17 protein-coding genes and 2 tRNA genes are annotated in these 18,155 nt (G+C 71.7%); 3 read left to right on the plus strand and 16 right to left on the minus strand.

Translation table 11 applies throughout. From position 1 onward, the window contains the following. Positions 1-466: 466 nt before the first annotated feature. Positions 467-1,984, plus strand: a complete 1,518-nt coding sequence (locus ACH4UK_RS04510; protein ID WP_398354482.1) for a hypothetical protein — start codon at positions 467-469, stop codon at positions 1,982-1,984. Continuing rightward, complete coding sequence (locus tag ACH4UK_RS04515) at positions 1,981-3,558, plus strand: NADH-ubiquinone oxidoreductase-F iron-sulfur binding region domain-containing protein (protein WP_398354483.1); 1,578 nt, start codon at positions 1,981-1,983, stop codon at positions 3,556-3,558. The genes ACH4UK_RS04510 and ACH4UK_RS04515 overlap by 4 nt, the downstream gene beginning before the upstream one ends. 91 nt (positions 3,559-3,649) lie before the next feature. On the opposite strand, the gene ACH4UK_RS04520 is transcribed toward ACH4UK_RS04515, so the two are convergent. From ACH4UK_RS04520 to ACH4UK_RS04565, 10 genes are all read right to left on the minus strand, one after another. Next, a tRNA-Ala gene (locus tag ACH4UK_RS04520) sits at positions 3,650-3,722 on the minus strand. A gap of 132 nt (positions 3,723-3,854) precedes the next feature. Then, on the minus strand, positions 3,855-4,088 hold the full coding sequence (locus ACH4UK_RS04525) for a hypothetical protein (RefSeq protein WP_030585393.1): 234 nt from the start codon (positions 4,086-4,088) through the stop codon (positions 3,855-3,857). A 3-nt stretch (positions 4,089-4,091) separates the two neighbouring features. Further along, positions 4,092-4,280: a hypothetical protein gene (locus ACH4UK_RS04530; protein ID WP_398354484.1), complete on the minus strand. Its 189-nt coding sequence runs from the start codon at positions 4,278-4,280 to the stop codon at positions 4,092-4,094. 132 nt (positions 4,281-4,412) lie between these two features. Beyond that, a tRNA-Ala gene (locus ACH4UK_RS04535) sits at positions 4,413-4,485 on the minus strand. Positions 4,486-4,612: 127 nt separating this feature from the next. Next, positions 4,613-5,269, minus strand: coding sequence for a histidine phosphatase family protein (locus ACH4UK_RS04540; protein WP_398354933.1), 657 nt, complete (start codon positions 5,267-5,269; stop codon positions 4,613-4,615). Further along, positions 5,266-5,697 (minus strand): ribosome silencing factor, encoded by a 432-nt coding sequence (rsfS, locus tag ACH4UK_RS04545; protein WP_010062919.1) that lies wholly within the window; start codon positions 5,695-5,697, stop codon positions 5,266-5,268. The genes ACH4UK_RS04540 and rsfS overlap by 4 nt, the downstream gene beginning before the upstream one ends. Positions 5,698-5,858: 161 nt before the next feature. Continuing rightward, the gene (locus ACH4UK_RS04550) at positions 5,859-7,667 is read right to left on the minus strand and encodes a LytR C-terminal domain-containing protein (protein ID WP_398354485.1); all 1,809 of its coding nucleotides are present in this window, start codon (positions 7,665-7,667) and stop codon (positions 5,859-5,861) included. A 19-nt stretch (positions 7,668-7,686) separates the two neighbouring features. Then, complete coding sequence (gene nadD / locus ACH4UK_RS04555; RefSeq protein ID WP_398354486.1) at positions 7,687-8,304, minus strand: nicotinate-nucleotide adenylyltransferase; 618 nt, start codon at positions 8,302-8,304, stop codon at positions 7,687-7,689. A gap of 38 nt (positions 8,305-8,342) precedes the next feature. Further along, a complete protein-coding gene (locus ACH4UK_RS04560; protein WP_018961242.1) occupies positions 8,343-8,504 on the minus strand; it encodes a hypothetical protein in 162 nt (53 codons plus the stop codon). A gap of 84 nt (positions 8,505-8,588) precedes the next feature. Beyond that, positions 8,589-8,741 carry a hypothetical protein gene (locus ACH4UK_RS04565; RefSeq protein ID WP_032786343.1) on the minus strand — a complete coding sequence of 51 codons (153 nt, stop codon included), beginning with the start codon at positions 8,739-8,741 and terminating at the stop codon, positions 8,589-8,591. 111 nt (positions 8,742-8,852) lie between these two features. On the opposite strand from ACH4UK_RS04565, the gene ACH4UK_RS04570 reads away from it, so the two are divergent. Continuing rightward, complete coding sequence (locus tag ACH4UK_RS04570; protein ID WP_398354487.1) at positions 8,853-9,998, plus strand: M48 family metallopeptidase; 1,146 nt, start codon at positions 8,853-8,855, stop codon at positions 9,996-9,998. On the opposite strand, the gene ACH4UK_RS04575 is transcribed toward ACH4UK_RS04570, so the two are convergent. The 6 genes from ACH4UK_RS04575 to ACH4UK_RS04600 all read right to left on the minus strand — a co-directional run bounded on the left by ACH4UK_RS04575 (position 9,916) and on the right by ACH4UK_RS04600 (position 18,128). Continuing rightward, entirely contained in the window at positions 9,916-11,064 is a 1,149-nt protein-coding gene (locus tag ACH4UK_RS04575; RefSeq protein WP_398354488.1) for a hypothetical protein, read from the minus strand. The two genes, ACH4UK_RS04570 and ACH4UK_RS04575, sit on opposite strands and share 83 nt — an antisense overlap. Positions 11,065-11,264: 200 nt before the next feature. Beyond that, a complete protein-coding gene (locus tag ACH4UK_RS04580; RefSeq protein ID WP_398354489.1) occupies positions 11,265-11,864 on the minus strand; it encodes a hypothetical protein in 600 nt (199 codons plus the stop codon). A 158-nt stretch (positions 11,865-12,022) separates the two neighbouring features. Next, on the minus strand, positions 12,023-13,306 hold the full coding sequence (locus tag ACH4UK_RS04585) for a glutamate-5-semialdehyde dehydrogenase (RefSeq protein WP_398354490.1): 1,284 nt from the start codon (positions 13,304-13,306) through the stop codon (positions 12,023-12,025). Positions 13,307-13,394: 88 nt separating this feature from the next. Beyond that, positions 13,395-13,886: a hypothetical protein gene (locus ACH4UK_RS04590; RefSeq protein WP_398354491.1), complete on the minus strand. Its 492-nt coding sequence runs from the start codon at positions 13,884-13,886 to the stop codon at positions 13,395-13,397. Between the two features lie 128 nt (positions 13,887-14,014). Next, positions 14,015-15,169, minus strand: a complete 1,155-nt coding sequence (gene proB, locus ACH4UK_RS04595; RefSeq protein ID WP_398354492.1) for a glutamate 5-kinase — start codon at positions 15,167-15,169, stop codon at positions 14,015-14,017. A 190-nt stretch (positions 15,170-15,359) separates the two neighbouring features. Further along, a complete protein-coding gene (locus ACH4UK_RS04600) occupies positions 15,360-18,128 on the minus strand; it encodes a CDP-glycerol glycerophosphotransferase family protein (protein ID WP_398354493.1) in 2,769 nt (922 codons plus the stop codon). Between the last annotated feature and the right edge of the window lie 27 nt (positions 18,129-18,155).

Here is an 18,155-nt window from a genome sequence, read left to right on the forward strand (position 1 = left end):
CGCGCTGACTCCGACCAGGCGTTCTCACCGGTCGAGACTGTTCAGCGCGGCTCGCTAAGCAGAAGGCGTACGGCACGCATGGCGTCAGGGTACCGCACGGCCCCGGAGGGGAGCGGGGAGTAACCGGCGGGCGGACATCACGCGCGCGAGGCCCGAACCGCGCCGCCCCATCGTCGCTCTCCGTAGTCGAGAACGTGACGCTTCCGTGGGGGGTAGGTGTGCGTACGGCGACCTTCTCGTGAGCTTTTCGCGAAGCTCCGGGGCTGCTCCCGGGGTGGGGAGAATGCCCGGGAAGCGGGGGTTACTCCGCGTACCGACCTCTTTCGGGGCAACCGAGCAAAGCTCGTACCGGTTGGTATGGGGCGTCCTAGCATGCGGCAACGGGACCGCTTTGCCGAACTATTCGGAGTCGCCCCCCATGAACCCTCATCGCAAGATCCGCGTATCCCCCAGCATGAGCCCCGGAATGAGTCGGCCGGTACAGGGCGGCCTGACTGTCGTCGCATTGGTTTTCGTCCCTCTGCTCGCCGTCGCGGGGAGCGACGAACTGCGTGCCACCCTCGATTTCACCACCGGCGTCCTGTCGCTGGTGTCGCTCAGCGCCTCCGTCGCCTGGGGCCTGCTGGCCACCGACCGGCTGTTCCTCTCCACCCGTCAGCGCATCGTCTGCCAGGGCATCCACCGGGCCACCGCCGTGGCCTCGCTCGGCTTCCTGCTGCTGCACGGAACCGTGAAGGTGGCCCTCGGGCATGTGGCCCTGATCGGCGCCCTCATACCCTTCGGCCTCGGGGTGACCGGCACGGCGGGGCTGATCGGCTTCGGCTCGCTGGCCGGGCTGCTCATGGTCGTCACGGCCGCGACCGGCGCTCTGCGCAGCGCCTTCGCGCAGCCCTCCCCCAAGGCCGCCCGGATCGGGCAGTCGCTGGGGTCGCCCCGGGACACGGGCGGGATCGCGGGCCGGTGGCGCACCCTGCACGCGCTGGCCTATCCGGCCTGGTGCGCCGCGCTGGTCCACGGCCTGTACGCCGGGCGCGCGCCCGCCACCTGGGTGGTCGTGCTGTACGGCCTCTGCCTCGTCGGAGTCGCCGGCGCGCTGTGCCTGCGACTGCTGCCGCGCCCGACGCAGCGGCGGATCGCCGACCTGATCTCCGAACTGCTGGGCCAGGGACCCCCTGCGGCCCCGGATCCGGTCCTGCGCGAGTCCCCCTCGTCCGGTGCGGAGCCCTGGTCCGATCCGGCCGGCTGGAGCGAGCCGGACCGGGATGTACGGGGCACGCCGGTGCGCCCGCGCACGCTGTCGCCGATACCACCGGCGGCGCCCCCTCCCACGGCGATCCCCGGCGCGCTGCACGAAGCGCCGACACAGACGGTGTACGGGGGCCGGCCGCCCCTGTACGAGCCCCCGCCCCGCAGCGCCGACCGCCTCGCCTTCGGCCCCCCGGAGAACCCGCCGGACGGCGGACGGCGGAAAGCGCCGGGCCCGGGGCCGGGGATAGCGGCCGGATACCGCGCCGTCTCGCTCGGCGGCGGCCCGTCCCTCGCCCCGGAGAGCCGCTGGCCCTCCCCGTCGCCCGCGCCGCCCGCACAGGCGCACCACGGCCCGCCCCGGCAGGAGCCCCCCGCGCGCACCACACCGGAGCACACGTACGCGACACCGCCCTACGGGTCACCGGAGCCCGGCACACCGGCGTACGGCACACCCGGGCACGGCACACCGGCGTACGTGCCCCCGGAGCGCAGCGACACATCGGGGCACGGCGGCACACCGGCCGACTACGACAGCGCCCCGGCCGCGTACACCTCCCCCTCCCCGCCCTCCCGCGAGGCCTCCCGCGAACCGGCGCCCGTCGCCGGGCCGGACAGCACCGTCACCGCTCCCTTCGCCTCCCCCATCGCCGCGCCCCGCGCCGAACCGCAGGCCGGGCCGTTCACCGCGCCCCCGGCCGGCGAGCCCTGGCACGCACCCGCAGGAGACCGACCGTGAACGTCCCCCTCCCCGATGTGCCCGAGGTCCGCGTCGTCGGACTGCCGCAACTGACCACCGGTTTCGACCTGGTGGAGCGGCTCGACCTCGCCATGCACCTCAAGGTGCACGGACCGCTGGAGCCGATGACCGGCGAGCGGCTGGCCGAACTGGCCGAAGCGATCTCCCTGCGCGGCAGGGGCGGCGCCGGATTCCCGTTCGGCAAGAAGCTGCGAGCGGTGGCGAAGGCATCCATCCGGCGCGGGGTCCGGCCCGTCGTGGTGATCAACGGCAGTGAGGGCGAACCCGCCTGCCGCAAGGACACCGTCCTGCTCAACCGCGCCCCGCATCTGATCCTGGACGGTGCGCTGCTGGCCGCGGAGGCGCTCGGCGCGCGCACCCTGGTCGTGGCCGTCACCCGCAACTCCACGGAGCTCTCCCTCCGGGCGGCCCTCGCCGAACGCGGTCTCTCCGACCGGCGCGGCCAGCCATTGCGCGCCCGTGTGGTCCGCACTCCCGAACGCATGGTCTCGGGCGAGGCGTCCTCGGTGATCCGGGCGGCGAACGGCGGGCCCGCCCTGCCGCCCGGCCGACGCGAGCGGGCTGCCGAGACCGGGGTGGGCGGCGCCCCGACGCTGCTGTCGAACGCGGAGACGTACGCCCAGCTCGCCGTCGCCGCCCGGATCGGGCCCCGCCGCTACGGGCACACCGGCCTGCCGAGCGAGCCGGGCACCGTCCTGCTCACCGTCTCCGGCGCGGTGGCCCGGCCCATGGTCATCGAGGTGCCGACCGGGGTGCCGCTGCGGTACATCCTGCAACTGGCCGGGGCCCCGCCGCTCCCCCAGGGAGTACTGACCGGCGGCTACCACGGCAACTGGATCGACGCGGTCGCCTCGCACAACGCCGTGGTCTCCCGCGAGTCCCTGGCCACCGTGGGGGGCGCGCTCGGGGCAGGGGCCATCCTGCCGATCGGGCCGGACACCTGCCCGCTCGGCGAGTCCCTCCGGATAGCCAACTGGCTGGCCGCCGAGACCGCCGGGCAGTGCGGTCCGTGCAAGCTGGGGCTCCCCGCCGCCGCGGGCGGGCTCTCCGACGTGCTGAACGGCGGCGGTCCGGCCGCCCTGGAGGCCCTGCGCGAGGTCACCCAGGCGGTGAAGGGCCGGGGGGCCTGCAAACACCCGGACGGTTCCGCCCGGTTCCTGCTCTCGACCCTCTCGGCGTTCACGGACGACCTCGCCGCGCACGTCCTGGACGGAGGCTGCGGCCGGGAGACAGCCGGGGTGCTGCCCCTGCCCGCACCCGGCTACCAGGACCTGGAGGAGTCGATTCCGAGCGGCGAGAAACTGGCGGTCGACTGGACGCTGTGCCAGGGCCACGGCCTGTGCGCGGACATCGTCCCCGAGCTCATCCGGCTGGGCCCGGACGGCTATCCGGCGCTGGCGGACGCCGCCGTTCCGATGCATCTGCGCGGGCGCGCCCAGCGGGCCGTACGGCGCTGCCCCGCCCTGGCCCTGCGGATCGAGCAGCCGCCGGCCGAGCAGCGCCCCGCCCTGCCGGCCACGGGCCGACGTGCGCTGGGCAGCGGGCGCGGCTGATCCGGGCCGCAGCCGATCCGGACGGAGCCGATCCGAACTAAAGAAGCGGGCCACCCGATCCGGGTGACCCGCTTCTTGACTGTCGATCTTGTGGAGCTAAGGAGAATTGAACTCCTGACCTCCTGCATGCCATGCAGGCGCTCTACCAACTGAGCTATAGCCCCTCGCTGTGCGCCGCCCGGTTTCCCTTGGCGACATCGAGAACATTACACGGTCCCCCCGGTGCTTCACCAAATCGTTTCCGGTCCACACCGATTTGCCCGAATCATCCTGCTTGTTGGATCATCCGTCGCAGGTCAGGCGGTCGCGAAGGAGTAGAAGCGCTTGAGCGTGCAGTGCTCCTCCAGGAGCCGCCCGTAGATCGGCTCCCCCTCCAGCTCCCGATAGGTCTCGATGGGGTCGCCTTTTATGATCAGTGCCTGCGCGCATTCCTCGCACCAGTACTGATACTCCGCGTTGACCGGGTCCATGTCCCTGACGATCGGCGTACCGCTGCCGCACCAGTCGCACTTACGCCTGTGTGCACCCATCAGTCAGCTCCAGCTGTGGCCGCAGGCCGTGCACACGTAGGAGACCCCTCCGTTGTCACCCAGAACCTGGGCCACATGGGACGAACCGCAGGACGGACAGCCGAGACGGGATCGATCATCGGACGTTACGGGACCGGGGAGCGAGGTGGCCACAAGGGGCTGGTCGGGGACGTGTTCGCGACTCGCAGGCATCGCGCTCCCTCCCGATCGGTACGTCGCCCCCTCCGGCGTTCCGATTCTGCCATGACCCCGCAAGGGGGTCAGCCCGCTCGGTGCCCCCTATGCAGAAGATCCCGCCCCCAGATGGGGACGGGATCCTGATTGTGGAGCTAAGGAGAATTGAACTCCTGACCTCCTGCATGCCATGCAGGCGCTCTACCAACTGAGCTATAGCCCCGCTGTTCGCTGTGTTTCCCTGCGTTTCCGCGCTGCGAACAAGAAGAACTTTAGCCTGCGACCTGCCGGAAAGCGAAATCCGGCCCGAGCCGCCCGAGAGCGGCCCGCGAACGGCTCCTCGACGGCGTCTAGTCGTCGTCGCCGAGGACCGGCTCCGGCAGCGTGCCGGCGTTGTGTTCCAGCAGACGCCAACCCCGCGCGCCCTCCCCGAGGACGGACCAGCAGCAGTTGGACAGCCCGCCGAGCCCTTCCCAGTGGTGCGCCTCCAGGCCCAGCAGTCGGCCGATCGTCGTCCTGATCGTGCCGCCGTGGCTGATCACGACGAGCGTGCCGTTCTCCGGGAGCTTCTCGGCGTGCTCCAGGACGACCGGGGCCGCCCGGTCGGCGACCTCGGTCTCCAGCTCGCCGCCGCCGCGGCGCACGGGCTCCCCGCGCTTCCACGCCGCGTACTGCTCGCCGAACCGCTCGACGATCTCCTGGTGGGTCAGCCCCTGCCAGGCGCCCGCGTACGTCTCACGGAGTGCGGCGTCGTGGGCGACGGTGAGACCGCTGACGGCGGAGAGCTCGGCGGCCGTGGCCGCCGCCCGCCGCAGGTCGGAGGCCACGAGGGCGTCCGGCTTCAGCGAGGCGAGCAGCCGGGCGGCGCGGCGGGCCTGCCCGACACCGGTCTCGGTGAGCTCGATGTCCGTGGAGCCCTGGAAGCGACGCTCCAGGTTCCACGCCGTCTGGCCGTGGCGCCAGAGAACGATTCTGCGGCCCCTGCCGCTGCTGCCGCTGCTGTTCAGCTCTGGTCACCTTCCGTGCCGCCGTTGAGCTGTGCGTGCTCCTCGGCCTTGCCGCGGGTCTTGATCGCGTCCTCGGGGAGGGCGATCTCCGGGCAGTCCTTCCACAGGCGCTCCAGCGCGTAGAAGACGCGCTCCTCGCTGTGCTGGACATGGATGACGATGTCGACGTAGTCGAGGAGGATCCAGCGGGCGTCGCGGTCGCCCTCGCGGCGCACCGGCTTGGCGCCGAGCTCCTTCTGGAGCCGCTCCTCGATCTCGTCGACGATCGACTTGACCTGGCGGTCGTTGGGGGCCGAGGCCAGCAGGAAGGCGTCGGTGATCGACAGCACGTCGCTGACGTCGTAGGCGATGATGTCGTGCGCGAGCCGGTCGGCGGCCGCCTGAGCGGCGGCGTTGATGAGCTCGATGGAGCGGTCCGTGGCGGTCACATGCAGGCTTTCGTCGGCGGTCGGATGCAACCTCTAGGGTCTCACGGACCGCCGACAGCGCCTTACTGCGTTTCCCCGGCCGCCTTCGCGGCGGTCACCGGCCGACTTCACCCCGGTCGGCGGCCGACGCCTGAGCGCGTCGGCCGCCGACCGCGAGCGGATCACTGGACCTTGTAGTCCTGACCGAGGACGGCGGACACATCGGCGTTGGCGGCCGGCTCGCCCTTCTTCACATCACCCGCGGAAAGACCCAGGGTCTTGGCCACCTCGACGGCCTTCTCCTTGTCCTCGGCGGACCGGTAGAGCACGAAGGACGACGCCTCGGCCCCTGCCTTGCCGCTGTCCACGAAGGCGTAACCACCGTTGACCAGCTGGACCCGGGCGGCCTCTGCGGCCTTGCCGTTGCCGGTGGCGTTGCGGACGGCGACCCGGAGCGGAGCACCGGCCTCGGGGGCCTTCACCGTGCCGCCGAGGATGTCCTTGACGACGCTGCGGGTGTCCGCCTCGGTGAGCGTGCCGTCCTGCTGGACCGGCAGCAGGGCCGTCTTGTAGTCGCCGACCTTGGCCCGCGAGGCAAGCTTGGCGAGCGAGATACCGAGGTCCTTCTCGGGCAGTGACGGGTCCAGCACCTGCAACAGCGTCTCGATGGTGACGGTCGCGGCCTTCGGGTCCTCGGAGACCTTGCGCAGGGTGGCCCGCATGACCTCGCCGAACCGCGTCAGCTGCTTGGCCTCCGGCTCGCCCGGCGCACGGTAGGTGGCGTACGCGACGGCCATCGGGCCGCTGAGCGTCTGGCCCTCGCCCTTGTTCACCAGGGGCGATTCGCCCTTCTTCGCGTCGGGCACATCGGTGTCGGTGTCGACCTCGATATTGCCGACCAGCTCGACGAGGTTCTCCAGATACGGGGTGTCCAGCCGCCAGGTGCCGGTGATCCGGGTGCCCAGGAGGGTGTCGATCGACTCCCGGGTGCCGGTCCTGCCGTCGTCCTCGACGGACTTGCCGAGGGTGGTGGTGGTCCCGTCGTCGGAGGCGACGGCGAGGGAGTTGGGCAGCAGGACGGTGGTGCCCTGCTTGGTGGTGGCGTTGTCGACGAGCAGCGCCGTCGAGGTGCCGCCCTTCTTCGTGTCGTGCAGGTGCACCACGATCATGTCGCGCTGCTGGGCCCCGGCGGCCACGGCCTTCTTCTCGTCCGATCCGGACAGACCCGGGATCATGTCGGCGGACCAGAGGTAGCCCGCCCCACCGACGACGACGAGAACGGCGACGACGATCAGCGCGACCATGCGGTTGCGGCCCTTGCGCCGCGCCTCCTCGCGCCGCTCGCTGCGGCTCTCGGTGAACTTCAGCCAGTCGATGACGTCTTCGGAGTCCTCGTCGGGCTCCTCGATGAACGAGAACTGCTCGGTGCGGTAGTCGGGGGCGGTACGGCGCTGGCCAGGAAGCGCGGGCTCCGCCTCCGCTGCCTGCGGTGACTGCTGCGCGGGGGCCTGCTGGGGGGCCTGCTGGGGGGCCTGTTCCGGTGCGGGGGCGGCGCCCTGCTGCGGGATGATCCAGTGCTGGCCGGTGTCGACCGCTGCGGGCTGCTGCCCGGTGGCGTAGCCGTAGTCGGTGTAGGAGCCGTAGCCGTACCCCTGATCGGCGCCCTGGCCCTGGGGCATCTGGGGCGTCTGGGGCGCCTGGCCCGGGTGCTGGCCGGCGTAGGGGTCGTAACTCTGGGGCTGCTGCTGGGGGTTGCCGTACGCGTCGTAGCCGTAGCCGGGGTCCGGGGTCTGCTGTCCCTGACCGGGCTGGGCGGCGTAGGGGTCGTAGCTCTGCCCCTGCCGGCCCTGCGGGTCGTACGGCTGGTGGCCGCCCTGCTGCTGCCCCTGCCGCTGTTCCGGCTGTTGGTAGACCGGCTGCCCGTACGCGTCGTAGCCGACGATCTGCGGCTCCTGGTAGTACGGGTCGTACGGGTTCTGTCGGTCGTTCACCGGTGCCCCTCTCCGTGGCTCATTCGCCGCGGTACAGCTGGCGCTTGTCGATGTAGCGGACCACGCCGTCCGGCACCAGGTACCAGACCGGCTCCCCCTGCGCGACCCTCTCACGGCAGTCCGTGGACGAGATCGCCAGCGCGGGCACCTCCACGAGGGAGACACCGCCCTCGGGCAGTCCGTCGTCCGTGAGCACGTGACCCGGGCGGGTCACTCCGATGAAGTGGGAGAGCGAGAACAGCTCCTCCGCGTCCCGCCAGGTGAGGATCTGGGACAGCGCGTCGGCGCCGGTGATGAAGAAGAGGTCCGCCTCGCCGTGGACCTCACGCAGGTCCCGCAGCGTATCGATGGTGTACGTCGGTCCGCCACGGTCGATGTCACTGCGGCTGACGGAGAACTGCGGGTTGGACGCGGTGGCGATGACCGTCATCAGATAGCGGTCCTCGGCCGGGGAGACGCTCTTGTGGCTCTTCTGCCACGGCTGCCCGGTCGGGACGAAGACGACCTCGTCGAGATGGAACTGGGCGGCCACTTCACTGGCCGCCACCAGGTGTCCATGGTGGATCGGGTCGAATGTCCCGCCCATCACGCCGATACGGCGCTTGCCGGGGCCGGTAGGCACTTCCTGCTCTCCCATGCGTGCAGAGCCTACTGGCACAGCTGTACGCCCCTGACTCAGCGGTCGCGGTTGAAGCGGGTGGTGACCCACAGCAGGAACATCAGCGCGAGGAAGGCCCCGGCACCGACGAAGTAGGGGTTGAGGCTTTCGTGGTTGCCGCCCTCGCCGCCTTCGGAGGCGAGAGTGACCAGCTGGTGTGCGGTGCTCGTGAGGCTCATCTTCGGCAGGACCTATCGATCGTGAATCGGAAGGAAGACGTCGGGCCCATCGTATGCGGGACCCCCGGGCACGCTCACGGCGACTCAGTCGTTGTTGTCGTCGTTGCGGTATCCACGCAGCAGGAACCAGGCGAGCAGCACCGCTCCGAGGATCGAGACGAGCAGCACGATCCGGAGTGTGTCACCCGGTCCCTGCTCCTCGGACACGGCGGCGAGCAGTACGGCGGTGTGCGGCATTTCGGGCGCTCCTCATAGTTATCCACAGCCCCCCGCACACCGTAGCGCCAGCGCATACGCTGGGTTTTGTCCGGGGGACGAGCAACGTCTCGTACGAACAGGGGGCCATCCATGACCGACAACAGTCACGAGAACGTGCCGAGCAGGCAGCGCCGACGATTCCCCGGGATCTCCTCCCGGGCCTACGAGCACCCCGCCGACCGCTCGGCCCTGGTGGCCCTGCGCAAGCTGACCGGGTTCGACACCGTGTTCAAGGCGCTCAGCGGACTGCTCCCGGAGCGCAGCCTGCGGCTGCTCTTCCTCTCCGACTCCGTCCGCGTGAGCGACGCGCAGTTCGCCCACCTCAACGACATGCTGCGCGACGCGTGTTACATCCTGGACCTGGAGAAGGTCCCGCCGATGTACGTGAAGCAGGACCCGCAGCCCAACGCCATGTGCATCGGGCTCGACGAGCCGATCATCGTGGTCACCACCGGCCTGGTCGAGCTGCTCGACGAGGAGGAGATGCGGGCGGTGGTGGGCCACGAGGTGGGCCACGCGCTCTCCGGCCACTCGGTGTACCGGACGATACTGCTGTTCCTGACCAACCTCGCCGTGAAGGTCGCCTGGATCCCGCTGGGCAATGTGGCGATCATGGCGATAGTGACGGCGCTGCGCGAGTGGTTCCGCAAGTCGGAGCTGTCCGCGGACCGGGCCGGGCTGCTGGTCGGGCAGGACATCACGGCCTCCATGCGGGGTCTGATGAAGATCGCGGGCGGCAATCACCTCCACGAGATGAACGTGGACGCCTTCCTCGCCCAGGCCGACGAGTACGAGAAGGGCGGCGACCTCCGCGACTCCGTCCTCAAGATCCTCAATGTGCTGCCCCGGACGCACCCCTTCACCACCGTGCGGGCAGCCGAGCTGAAGAAGTGGTCGGAGACCCGCGAGTTCCAGCGGGTCATGGACGGGCACTACCCGCGGCGGGACGAGGACAAGGACACCTCGGTGACCGACTCGTTCCGGGAGTCCGCCTCGCACTACGCGGACACGGTGCGCACCAGCAAGGACCCGCTGATGAAGCTCGTGGGCGACATCGCCGGGGGCGCGGGAGACCTCGGCGGGAAGCTGCGCGACCGGTTCACCGGGGCCGGGGGCGCGAAGGACGGGGCGCAGGGCCCGGCCGGCGGTTCCGCTACGGACGGGGACGAGGCGTCCGGTCGGCCTCAGGACCCGGAGGAGGGGAGCTCGGGGACTTCGGGGCCGTCGGGGAGCTGACGGCCGCCAGGGTCCCGCACAGCGCCGCCGTGGGCCGGCCCGTGGCGTACGGGTCGGTGGCGGCGGGGCCGCGGACGTCCGCCCGCTCCCCGGCCAGGAGCGGGCGGAGCATCCCGGTCGCGTCGGCCGAGCAGGACTGCGGCCCTGCCTGGACGTAGGCGGTGCGCATCTCCAGGCGGTGCAGTCGCAGGTCCTCCCGGTCGAAGCGGAAGTGGAGCTCGCGCCGCACGGTGAACAGGGAGGCGCCGTCGTCCCGGTGCGGCCCGTCCACCGGGCGCAGGGCGTAGGTGAAGGTGTGGTCCGAGACGACGCCGAGGACGCCGGCCGCCTCCTCCTCGTAGCGGAGGGTGCCCTGGACCCGGATCTGCGGGTCCGCGAGCTCCACCCGCTCCGGGTCGAAGCGCACCAGCCAGCCGGTGGCGGCGTGGCTCCCGTCGTCCGCCGGGCTGCTCAGACTCCGTTCGAACTGGGCGCGCTGGTCCGGGTCGAGGAGGTGCTCGACGGGGCGGCGTACGGCCCCGGTGAGGACGTCGGGGTTCAGGGACGACTCCACCAGGTAGTCCTTGACCGTGGCGAGAGCGGCGGTGATCTGGCTGTCGGAGAAGTTCTGCGTGCGCTGCACGGTGGGGAAGTTGATGCCTTTGGCACCTGTGCGGAATCCGGAGACCGGCTCGGCCGCGTACAGCCGCTCGGGTGATCCGCCCGGCACGGCGCCCCGGGGGGCCAGGGGGACGACGGTGGTCCGCAGGGGTTCGGCGCGTCGGGTGGCCGGCTGGGGGTACGGGCTCCGGAATCCGATGTAGACGGCCACGGCGAAGGCCAGGGCGATGAGGACGACCAGGGCTATGGCGGCCCTGGAACCCCCGCCGCCGCTGCGTGCGGTGGCCCCCGGCTCGGGCAGCGTTCGGACGGCGCGGGCGTGCTCGCCCATCCGTTCCCGCGCGGAGAACTCCTGCATCCGGGCAGCCTGGATGAACGATTCGTCGAAGACGAGCGAGCGGTATTCGTCCTCGCCGCCCGCGGGGTTCTCGGGCGGGCCGTCCGGCGGTTCTGAGCGGCCTGTCATGACTTCTCTCCCGATCTCCACACCGGTCGGTTCGGTGCAAAACGGTCTGCTTCGGCCGAGTGGCGTCCGGCAGCGAGAAGCCCCCCTGGGTGCGAGGGGTCACATCTTCAGGGTAGGTCGATTACCGTCCGCGTAAACGCGGAGACCGCCGGGAACTGCGGGGGCGGCCGTCGGCGAACGGGTGACGCTCAGGGGTGGGCTCAGGGCATCCGGGGCTCGGCGGAGACCGCGGGGCGGGAGTAGTCGGCGGAGGCCGACGGGGCGGCCCCGGGCTTGTCGACACCGCTGGTGACGGGCGGCGGCACCTGGTCCTGGCGGTTGTTCGCGGAGCCCCGGTAGACCGCGGTGAAGGCCAGGGCGACCATGCCGACGCCCATCACCAGGGCCAGCAGCCAGGCGACCGGCCGGTGCCAGCGGGCGGAGTTGCGGTAGGGGCGCAGGAAGCCGCCGCGCCGGCCGTAGGGGCCCGGGGCGAAGCCGTCGTCCTCGTCGTCGCCGTGATCCGGGTCGTAGTCGAGGTCCTGGGGGTCGTGGTAGCCCCGGGAGCGGCCGTAGGGGTCGTATGCGCCATAGGGGTCGTCGTCCGCGCGACGGCTGCGGCGGGCGCGGGCCGCGTCGGCCTCGGCGCGGGCCTCGGCGGCGGCGAGCAGGCGCTCCACGGCGGTGGGCTCGTGGACGGGCGCCGACCGGACGAATTCCTCGTCGAACACCACGGAGGCGAAGTCCTCGTCCGCGCCCCCGCGGTCGTCGTCGGGCTCCCAGCCGTCCGGAAACGGCTTGCCCCCCACGTCGTCCGGCACGGATTCAGCGTAGCCCTGTCGGGACCTTTTGGGCAGGGACCCCGCAAACTCCCCCGGATCGCCGGAGGGGAACATGCGGTCGGCCCCTCCCGCGAGGGGGCGGCACGCTCCCGCCCTCGGCCGGTGGCCCGGTCCGGGGGCGGGCGGCGCGGGAGGGTCTAGCGGATGTGTCCGTCGCCCGTGACGATGTATTTCGTCGAGGTCAGCTCGGGCAGGCCCATGGGTCCGCGGGCGTGCAGCTTCTGCGTGGAGATGCCGATCTCGGCGCCGAAGCCGAACTGCCCGCCGTCCGTGAAGCGGGTCGAGGCGTTCACGGCGACCGTGGTCGAATCGACCAGTTGGGTGAACCGGCGGGCGGCGGCCTGCGAGGTGGTGACGATCGCCTCGGTGTGGCCGGAGGACCAGAGCCGGATGTGGGTGACCGCCGCGTCCAGGGAGTCGACGACCGCGGCGGCGATGTCGTGGGAGAGGTACTCGGTCTCCCAGTCCTCGGTCGTCGCCGGGACCACCGTGGCCTTGGTGGACTCGGCGTGGGCGAGCACCCGCTCGTCGCCGTGGACGGTGACCCCGGCCCCGGCCAGCGCGTCCAGGGCGAGCGGCAGGAAGGCGTCGGCGATGTCCTTGTGGACGAGGAGGGTCTCGGCCGCGTTGCAGACGCTGGGGCGCTGCGCCTTGGAGTTGATCAGGATGCCGACGGCCATGGCGAGGTCCGTCTGCGCGTCGACGTAGACGTGGCAGTTGCCGGTGCCGGTCTCGATGACGGGGACGGTGGACTCCTCGACGACCGTGCGGATCAGCGAGGCGCCGCCACGCGGGATGAGGACGTCGACCAGGCCGCGGGCGCGCATCAGCTCCGTCACGGAGTCGCGGCTCTCGCCCGGGACGAGCTGCACCGCGTCGGCCGGCAGGCCGGAGCCGCCGACCGCGTCGCGCAGCACCCGGACGAGGGCGGTGTTGGAGGCGTAGGCGGAGGAGGAGCCGCGCAGCAGGACCGCGTTGCCGGACTTCAGGCAGAGCGCGGCGGCGTCGACGGTGACGTTGGGGCGCGCCTCGTAGATGATGCCGACCACGCCGAGCGGGACGCGGACCTGACGGAGGTCGATGCCGTTGGGCAGGGTCGAGCCGCGCACCACCTCGCCGACCGGGTCGGGCAGGGCCGCGACGTCGCGTACGTCGGCGGCGATGGCGCGGATGCGTTCCGGGGTGAGGGTGAGGCGGTCGATGATGCCTTCGCTCGTCCCGGCCTCGCGGGCGCGCTCGATGTCCTTCGCGTTGGCCTCGACGATCTCGCTCGTACGCACTTCGAGGGCGTCGGCGATGGCCAGCAGCGCGTCGTCCTTGGCCGCGCGCGGCAGTGGCGCGATGTCGGCGGCGGCGGAACGGGCCCGGTAGGCGGCCTGCGCGACCGGGGAGAGATTGTCGTAGGGCGAGAGCGTGGTCATGCCCGCAGAGTAATGCGCACTCTGCGGGCATCCGTCACCTATCCCGTGATGCGAGACGGCCGGACCGAGGAACGGTCGCGCCGGCGGGTCAGTAGGGGTGCACGCCCACCGGGGCCGCGGGCGGCGGTCCGTAGCCCTCGGCGATCCGCAGGTGGTAGGTCTCGCGGTCGATGACCTCGAGGCCGACGATCTCCCAGGGCGGGAGCCGGGCGCTGGAGCGGTGCTCGCCCCACAGCCGCAGCGCGACCGCGGCCGCGTCGTGCAGATCGCGGGCCTCTTCCCAGTAGCGGATCTCCGCGTGGTCGTTGGCGTAGCGGCTGGTCAGCAGGAAGGGATGGTCGTGCGCGAGCTGCTCCAGGCCGCGTCTGACCTCCCCCAGCGGAATCTCGGCGCCCGAGACGCTCAGGGTGATGTGCCAGAGCTTCGACTGCGGGGACTCCTCCTTCGCCGTCGATACCGGCTCCCGTTCGACCGTGTCCGTCGGGAGCGAATTCCGGTCGAAATCCGCCCCCGCTCCGACGCTCGTCAGGGCGCGGTTGGCCGTGCCTCGGGGCGGCGCCCCCGGGCGCGCTCGTCTCACCGGCGGCCTCCTGTGATGTGTTGCTGTGCGGTACCCCTGTTTCCCCATTACAAAGTGGACCAGTCCACAGCCGGGCGTGGGGTGGTTTTGGTAAAGGTCCCTGCCGGAGAGCGGGACTTTCCGTCGGTTCAGGGGGTGAGGCGCGGCACGAGGATGACCAGATCGTCCCTGTGTACGACCTCGCGCTCGTAGGCGGGCCCCAGCTCACGGGCCAGATCCCGGGTGGAGCGGCCGAGCAGCTGGGGGATCTCCTTCGCGTCGAAGTTGACGAGTCCGCGGGCGACCGGGGCGCCGTGCGGGTCGCGCAGTTCGACCGGGTCGCCGGCGCTGAACTCGCCCTCGACGGCGGAGATTCCGGCGGGCAGCAGCGAGGTGCGCCGCTCCACCACGGCCCGTACGGCGCCTTCGTCGAGGGTGAGCGCGCCCTGCGGGGTGGAGGCGTGGGCCAGCCACAGAAGCCGGTCGGCGGAGCGGCGGCCGGTGCGGTGGAAGTAGGTACCGGTGTCGCGGCCGGCGAGGGCGTCGGCGGCCCGGCTGGCGGAGGTGAGAACGACGGGGACTCCGGCGGCGGTGGCGATGCGGGCGGCCTCGACCTTGGTGACCATGCCGCCGGTGCCGACGCCCGCCTTCCCGGCGCTGCCGATGGTGACGCCCGCCAGGTCCTCTGGGCCGGTGACCTCGGCGATCCGGGAGGCTCCGGGGGTGCCGGGCGGCCCGTCGTAGAGGCCGTCCACGTCGGAGAGCAGGACCAGCAGGTCGGCGTGGACGAGGTGGGCGACGAGGGCGGCGAGCCGGTCGTTGTCGCCGAAGCGGATCTCGTCGGTGGCGACGGTGTCGTTCTCGTTGACGACGGGGACGGCGCCCATCTCCAGGAGCTTGTCCAGGGTGCTGTAGGCGTTGCGGTAGTGGCCGCGGCGGCTGGTGTCGTCGGCGGTGAGGAGCACCTGGCCGACGCGGACGCCGTAGCGCGCGAACGAGGCGGTGTAGCGGGCCACGAGGAGGCCCTGGCCGACGCTGGCGGCGGCCTGCTGGCGGGCCAGGTCCTTGGGCCTGCGGACAAGGCCGAGCGGGGCGAGTCCGGCGGCGATGGCTCCGCTGGAGACGAGGACGACCTCGCGTTCGCCGCCGCCCCTGACCTTGGCCAGGACGTCGACGAGGGCGTCGACCCGGTCGGCGTCGAGGCCGCCGGATGCGGTGGTGAGCGAGGAGGAGCCGACCTTCACCACGACCCTGCGGGCGTCGGTCACTTCGGACCGGTGGTCCGACGGCCTGTGCTCTGCCACGTGGTTGCTTCCTCGCTCTGTTCGCCCCGGACGCGGTGGGGAACGTGCCGCCGTACGCGGTCGTGGCACGACCGGCCCCCGCACAGCACAGTACGCGAGCGGCCGCCCCCGTCGTCCGCCCGTTCCGCTCGGTGGACGCCCGGGGGCGGCCGGTGAGCGGGGGTGCGGACGGCGGGGGCGGCCGGTGTGCTCAGCTCTGCTGCTCGTCCTTGACGGCGAGCATCCGGTCGACGACCCGGGCGGCGGCGCGGCCGTCGGAGGGCTCGCAGAAGTCGACCCGGAACTGGGCGTACTTCTCCTTGTACTCCTCGCTCACCTCGTCGATGTTCCGGATCGCGGAGACCAGATCCTCGGAGGTCTTGATCAGCGGCCCGGGGGCGCGGGAGGTGAAGTCGAAGTAGAAGCCGCGCAGGGTGTCGCGGTAGTGCTCCAGGTCGTACGTGAAGAAGAGCATCGGCCGCCCGGAGTGCGCGAAGTCGAACAGCACCGAGGAGTAGTCCGTGATCATCACGTCGGCGATCAGGTAGAGGTCGGCGATGTCCGGGTAGTACGTGACGTCGTAGACGAAGCCCTGTCCGGCGCCGGGGATGGAGTCGAGGACCTTGTGGTGCTTGCGGTAGAGCAGCACGTGGTCCTCGCCCAGCTCGCGGCGGGCGGCCTCGACGTCGATCTTGTTGTCGAGCTTGAAGCGGCGTCCGCCGTAGCGCTGGTCGTCGCGCCAGGTGGGCGCGTACAGCACGACCTTCTTGCCCGCGGGGATGCCGAGCTTCTCCCGTACGGCCGCGGCGCGCTTGACGCGGTCGGGGGCGTGGAAGACGTCGTTGCGCGGGTAGCCCGCTTCCAGGACCTCGCACTGGAGGCGGAAGGAGTTGGTCATGATCGGGGTGGTGAAGGAGTTCGGCGTGATGAACAGGCTGTACTGGCGCGAGCGCTGCGGGAGGCTCGCGATGTAGGCCAGGTTCGCCTTCGGGGTGCCGAGCAGGTCGGCGCCGATGCGCTTGAGCGGGGTGCCGTGCCAGGTCTGGACGACGACCTGGCCCTCGCGGCGGACGAACCACTCGCGGATGCCGCCGTTGGTGACGACGTACCGGCTGCGGGCCAGCGCCTCGTACCACTCCCTGCTGCCCCACTCGACGCCCCGGACGCCGGGCGGCAGCACGACCTGCTGGTCGTGGACCATCGCGATGTGCTCGACCTCGGTGCCGCGGCGCTTGAGCTCCTCGTAGACCGCGCGGGGCGAGTCGGAGAACTGCTTGCCGCCGAAGCTGTTGTAGAGCACGGCCTCGCGCAGCGGCAGCTTGCGCTGCTCGGGGGTGTAGACGTCGCGCATCAGGCGCTGGCGGTAGGCGCCGCGCAGCTCGGGGTCGAGGACCGGGCCGGACTCCACGAAGATCCGGTCGAAGTCGAGCCGGTCGACGGTGTACGTACGGTGCTCGCCCCGGTGGGCCAGCGGCAGCGTGCCCACGAGGTCGGGGCGGAGCGTGACGGGGAGGTCGCGAGTGTGGTCCCACTCGGTGCGCAGGCGCAGGCGCGGCATCCAGCGGCCGGCGCGCAGCGGCACGGTGCCCTCGTAGGTGGGCATGGTGTCCGGGCGCAGACGGGCGGTGAAACGGCCGTCGGCGAACTCGACGGGCAGCGGCCGGTCCTCGTTGCGGCCGGTGTGGCGCAGGACCATCTTCATCTGCTCGGCCGGGCCGGTGTAGACGCCGGAGAGGACCAGTTCGCCCTCGGCGCTCCACTCGACGCTGTCGACGAGGGGCTGGACGGTGCGCACCTGCGGGGTGAAGTTGCCCGCGCCGTCGGTGAGGATCGCGAACTCGCGTCCCTCGGGCAGCGGGTGGACTCCGGTGACGGGCTCGGTGCCGCCCGTGGCACGGCGGGTGGTGCCGTCGGCGAAGACGATCAGCGCGCGGTACTTGCGGGGCTTGCCGGGCCCGACGCCGTCCAGGGGCAGGTCCGCGAAGTCCAGGCGGGCGGTGTGGCGGAGCCAGCCGTCGGCGCCGGTCTCGCCCTGCTGGAGCGGGAGGTCGGTGGCGAAGCCGCTCGGCTCGTGGTCGATCCGCAGGGCGGTGGGGTACTTGCCCGCGGGGGTGGTGACGCGGGAGCGCAGGGTGACGGTGAGGGTCTCGCCGTCGGCTTCCTGGGCGATGACCTCGGCGGGGACGACGTCCACGGAGAGCTTGAGCCGGTTGCGGTCGAAGCCGGCGACGAGGCGGACCCCGTCGTCGAGGACCCGGGTGTAGCTGTGTCCGGCGGCGCCCGCGTTGTTCTTGGTGATGCTGCCCACGGACATGCCGCCGGGGCGCGGGATGCCGATGCCCAGGCGCCAGGTGCCGGGCTGCCACTGGCCGCGTACCCGCAGCCGGGACGGGTCGATGCCGATCTCGAAGCCGGACCAGTCGTAGGAGTGCAGGGCGCCCTTGGCCTCGGTGGTGGCGCGGGGCTCCTGGACGGTGCGCATCCGCAGCGGGAGGGTGGAACGGCTGCCCTGGCGGCGGAGCACGGCGACGCGCAGCGAGCGCTTGCCGGTGGCCGAGGGGACGTTGGGGATGTAGGCGTACCCCTTGACGTGGAGCTTGCCGTCCTCCCAGCCCAGGTCCAGGAGCTTGCCGCGTACGGGAAGCTCGCTCCGGTTGAAGTTGCGCACCGAGGAGGGGAGCGAGGAGCTCTCGACGCCGGGCAGCTCAATGCGGGCGCGCCGCAGGCCGCGGACGGAGAAGGCTCCCGGGTTCTCGCGCTCGTAGTGCAGGAGGTCGACCAGCTCGTCGCCGCGCCCGCTGGCCGCCAGGTGCCACTTGACCCGGGCCATCGGGGAGAACTGCCGCACGACCTTGGGGGCGGCGCGGGCCAGGAAGTCCTTGGCCGCCCGGTGGAATTCGGGGCGCTCCTCGACCGGAGTCTCCGGGAAGTACTTCATGAGCCGGCTGAGCTCGTCGGGGATCGCTTCGAGGGACGCCACGGGTGGAGGGCCTTTCCGGGGGGACGT

The sequence above is a fragment of the Streptomyces sp. NPDC020884 genome (genome assembly GCF_044333935.1).
GTDB lineage: Bacteria > Actinomycetota > Actinomycetes > Streptomycetales > Streptomycetaceae > Streptomyces.

What these genes read in the sequence shown, in the direction of transcription:
- ACH4UK_RS04510 (WP_398354482.1), top strand. Translation starts at nt 467, where the DNA reads ATGAGTCGGCCGGTACAGGGCGGCCTGACTGTCGTCGCATTGGTTTTC.
- ACH4UK_RS04585 (WP_398354490.1), bottom strand. Translation starts at nt 13,306, where the DNA reads ATGACCACGCTCTCGCCCTACGACAATCTCTCCCCGGTCGCGCAGGCC.
- ACH4UK_RS04560 (WP_018961242.1), bottom strand. Translation starts at nt 8,504, where the DNA reads ATGAGCCTCACGAGCACCGCACACCAGCTGGTCACTCTCGCCTCCGAA.
- ACH4UK_RS04575 (WP_398354488.1), bottom strand. Translation starts at nt 11,064, where the DNA reads ATGACAGGCCGCTCAGAACCGCCGGACGGCCCGCCCGAGAACCCCGCG.
- ACH4UK_RS04565 (WP_032786343.1), bottom strand. Translation starts at nt 8,741, where the DNA reads ATGCCGCACACCGCCGTACTGCTCGCCGCCGTGTCCGAGGAGCAGGGA.
- nadD (WP_398354486.1), bottom strand. Translation starts at nt 8,304, where the DNA reads ATGGGAGAGCAGGAAGTGCCTACCGGCCCCGGCAAGCGCCGTATCGGC.
- ACH4UK_RS04530 (WP_398354484.1), bottom strand. Translation starts at nt 4,280, where the DNA reads ATGCCTGCGAGTCGCGAACACGTCCCCGACCAGCCCCTTGTGGCCACC.
- ACH4UK_RS04525 (WP_030585393.1), bottom strand. Translation starts at nt 4,088, where the DNA reads ATGGGTGCACACAGGCGTAAGTGCGACTGGTGCGGCAGCGGTACGCCG.
- ACH4UK_RS04570 (WP_398354487.1), top strand. Translation starts at nt 8,853, where the DNA reads ATGACCGACAACAGTCACGAGAACGTGCCGAGCAGGCAGCGCCGACGA.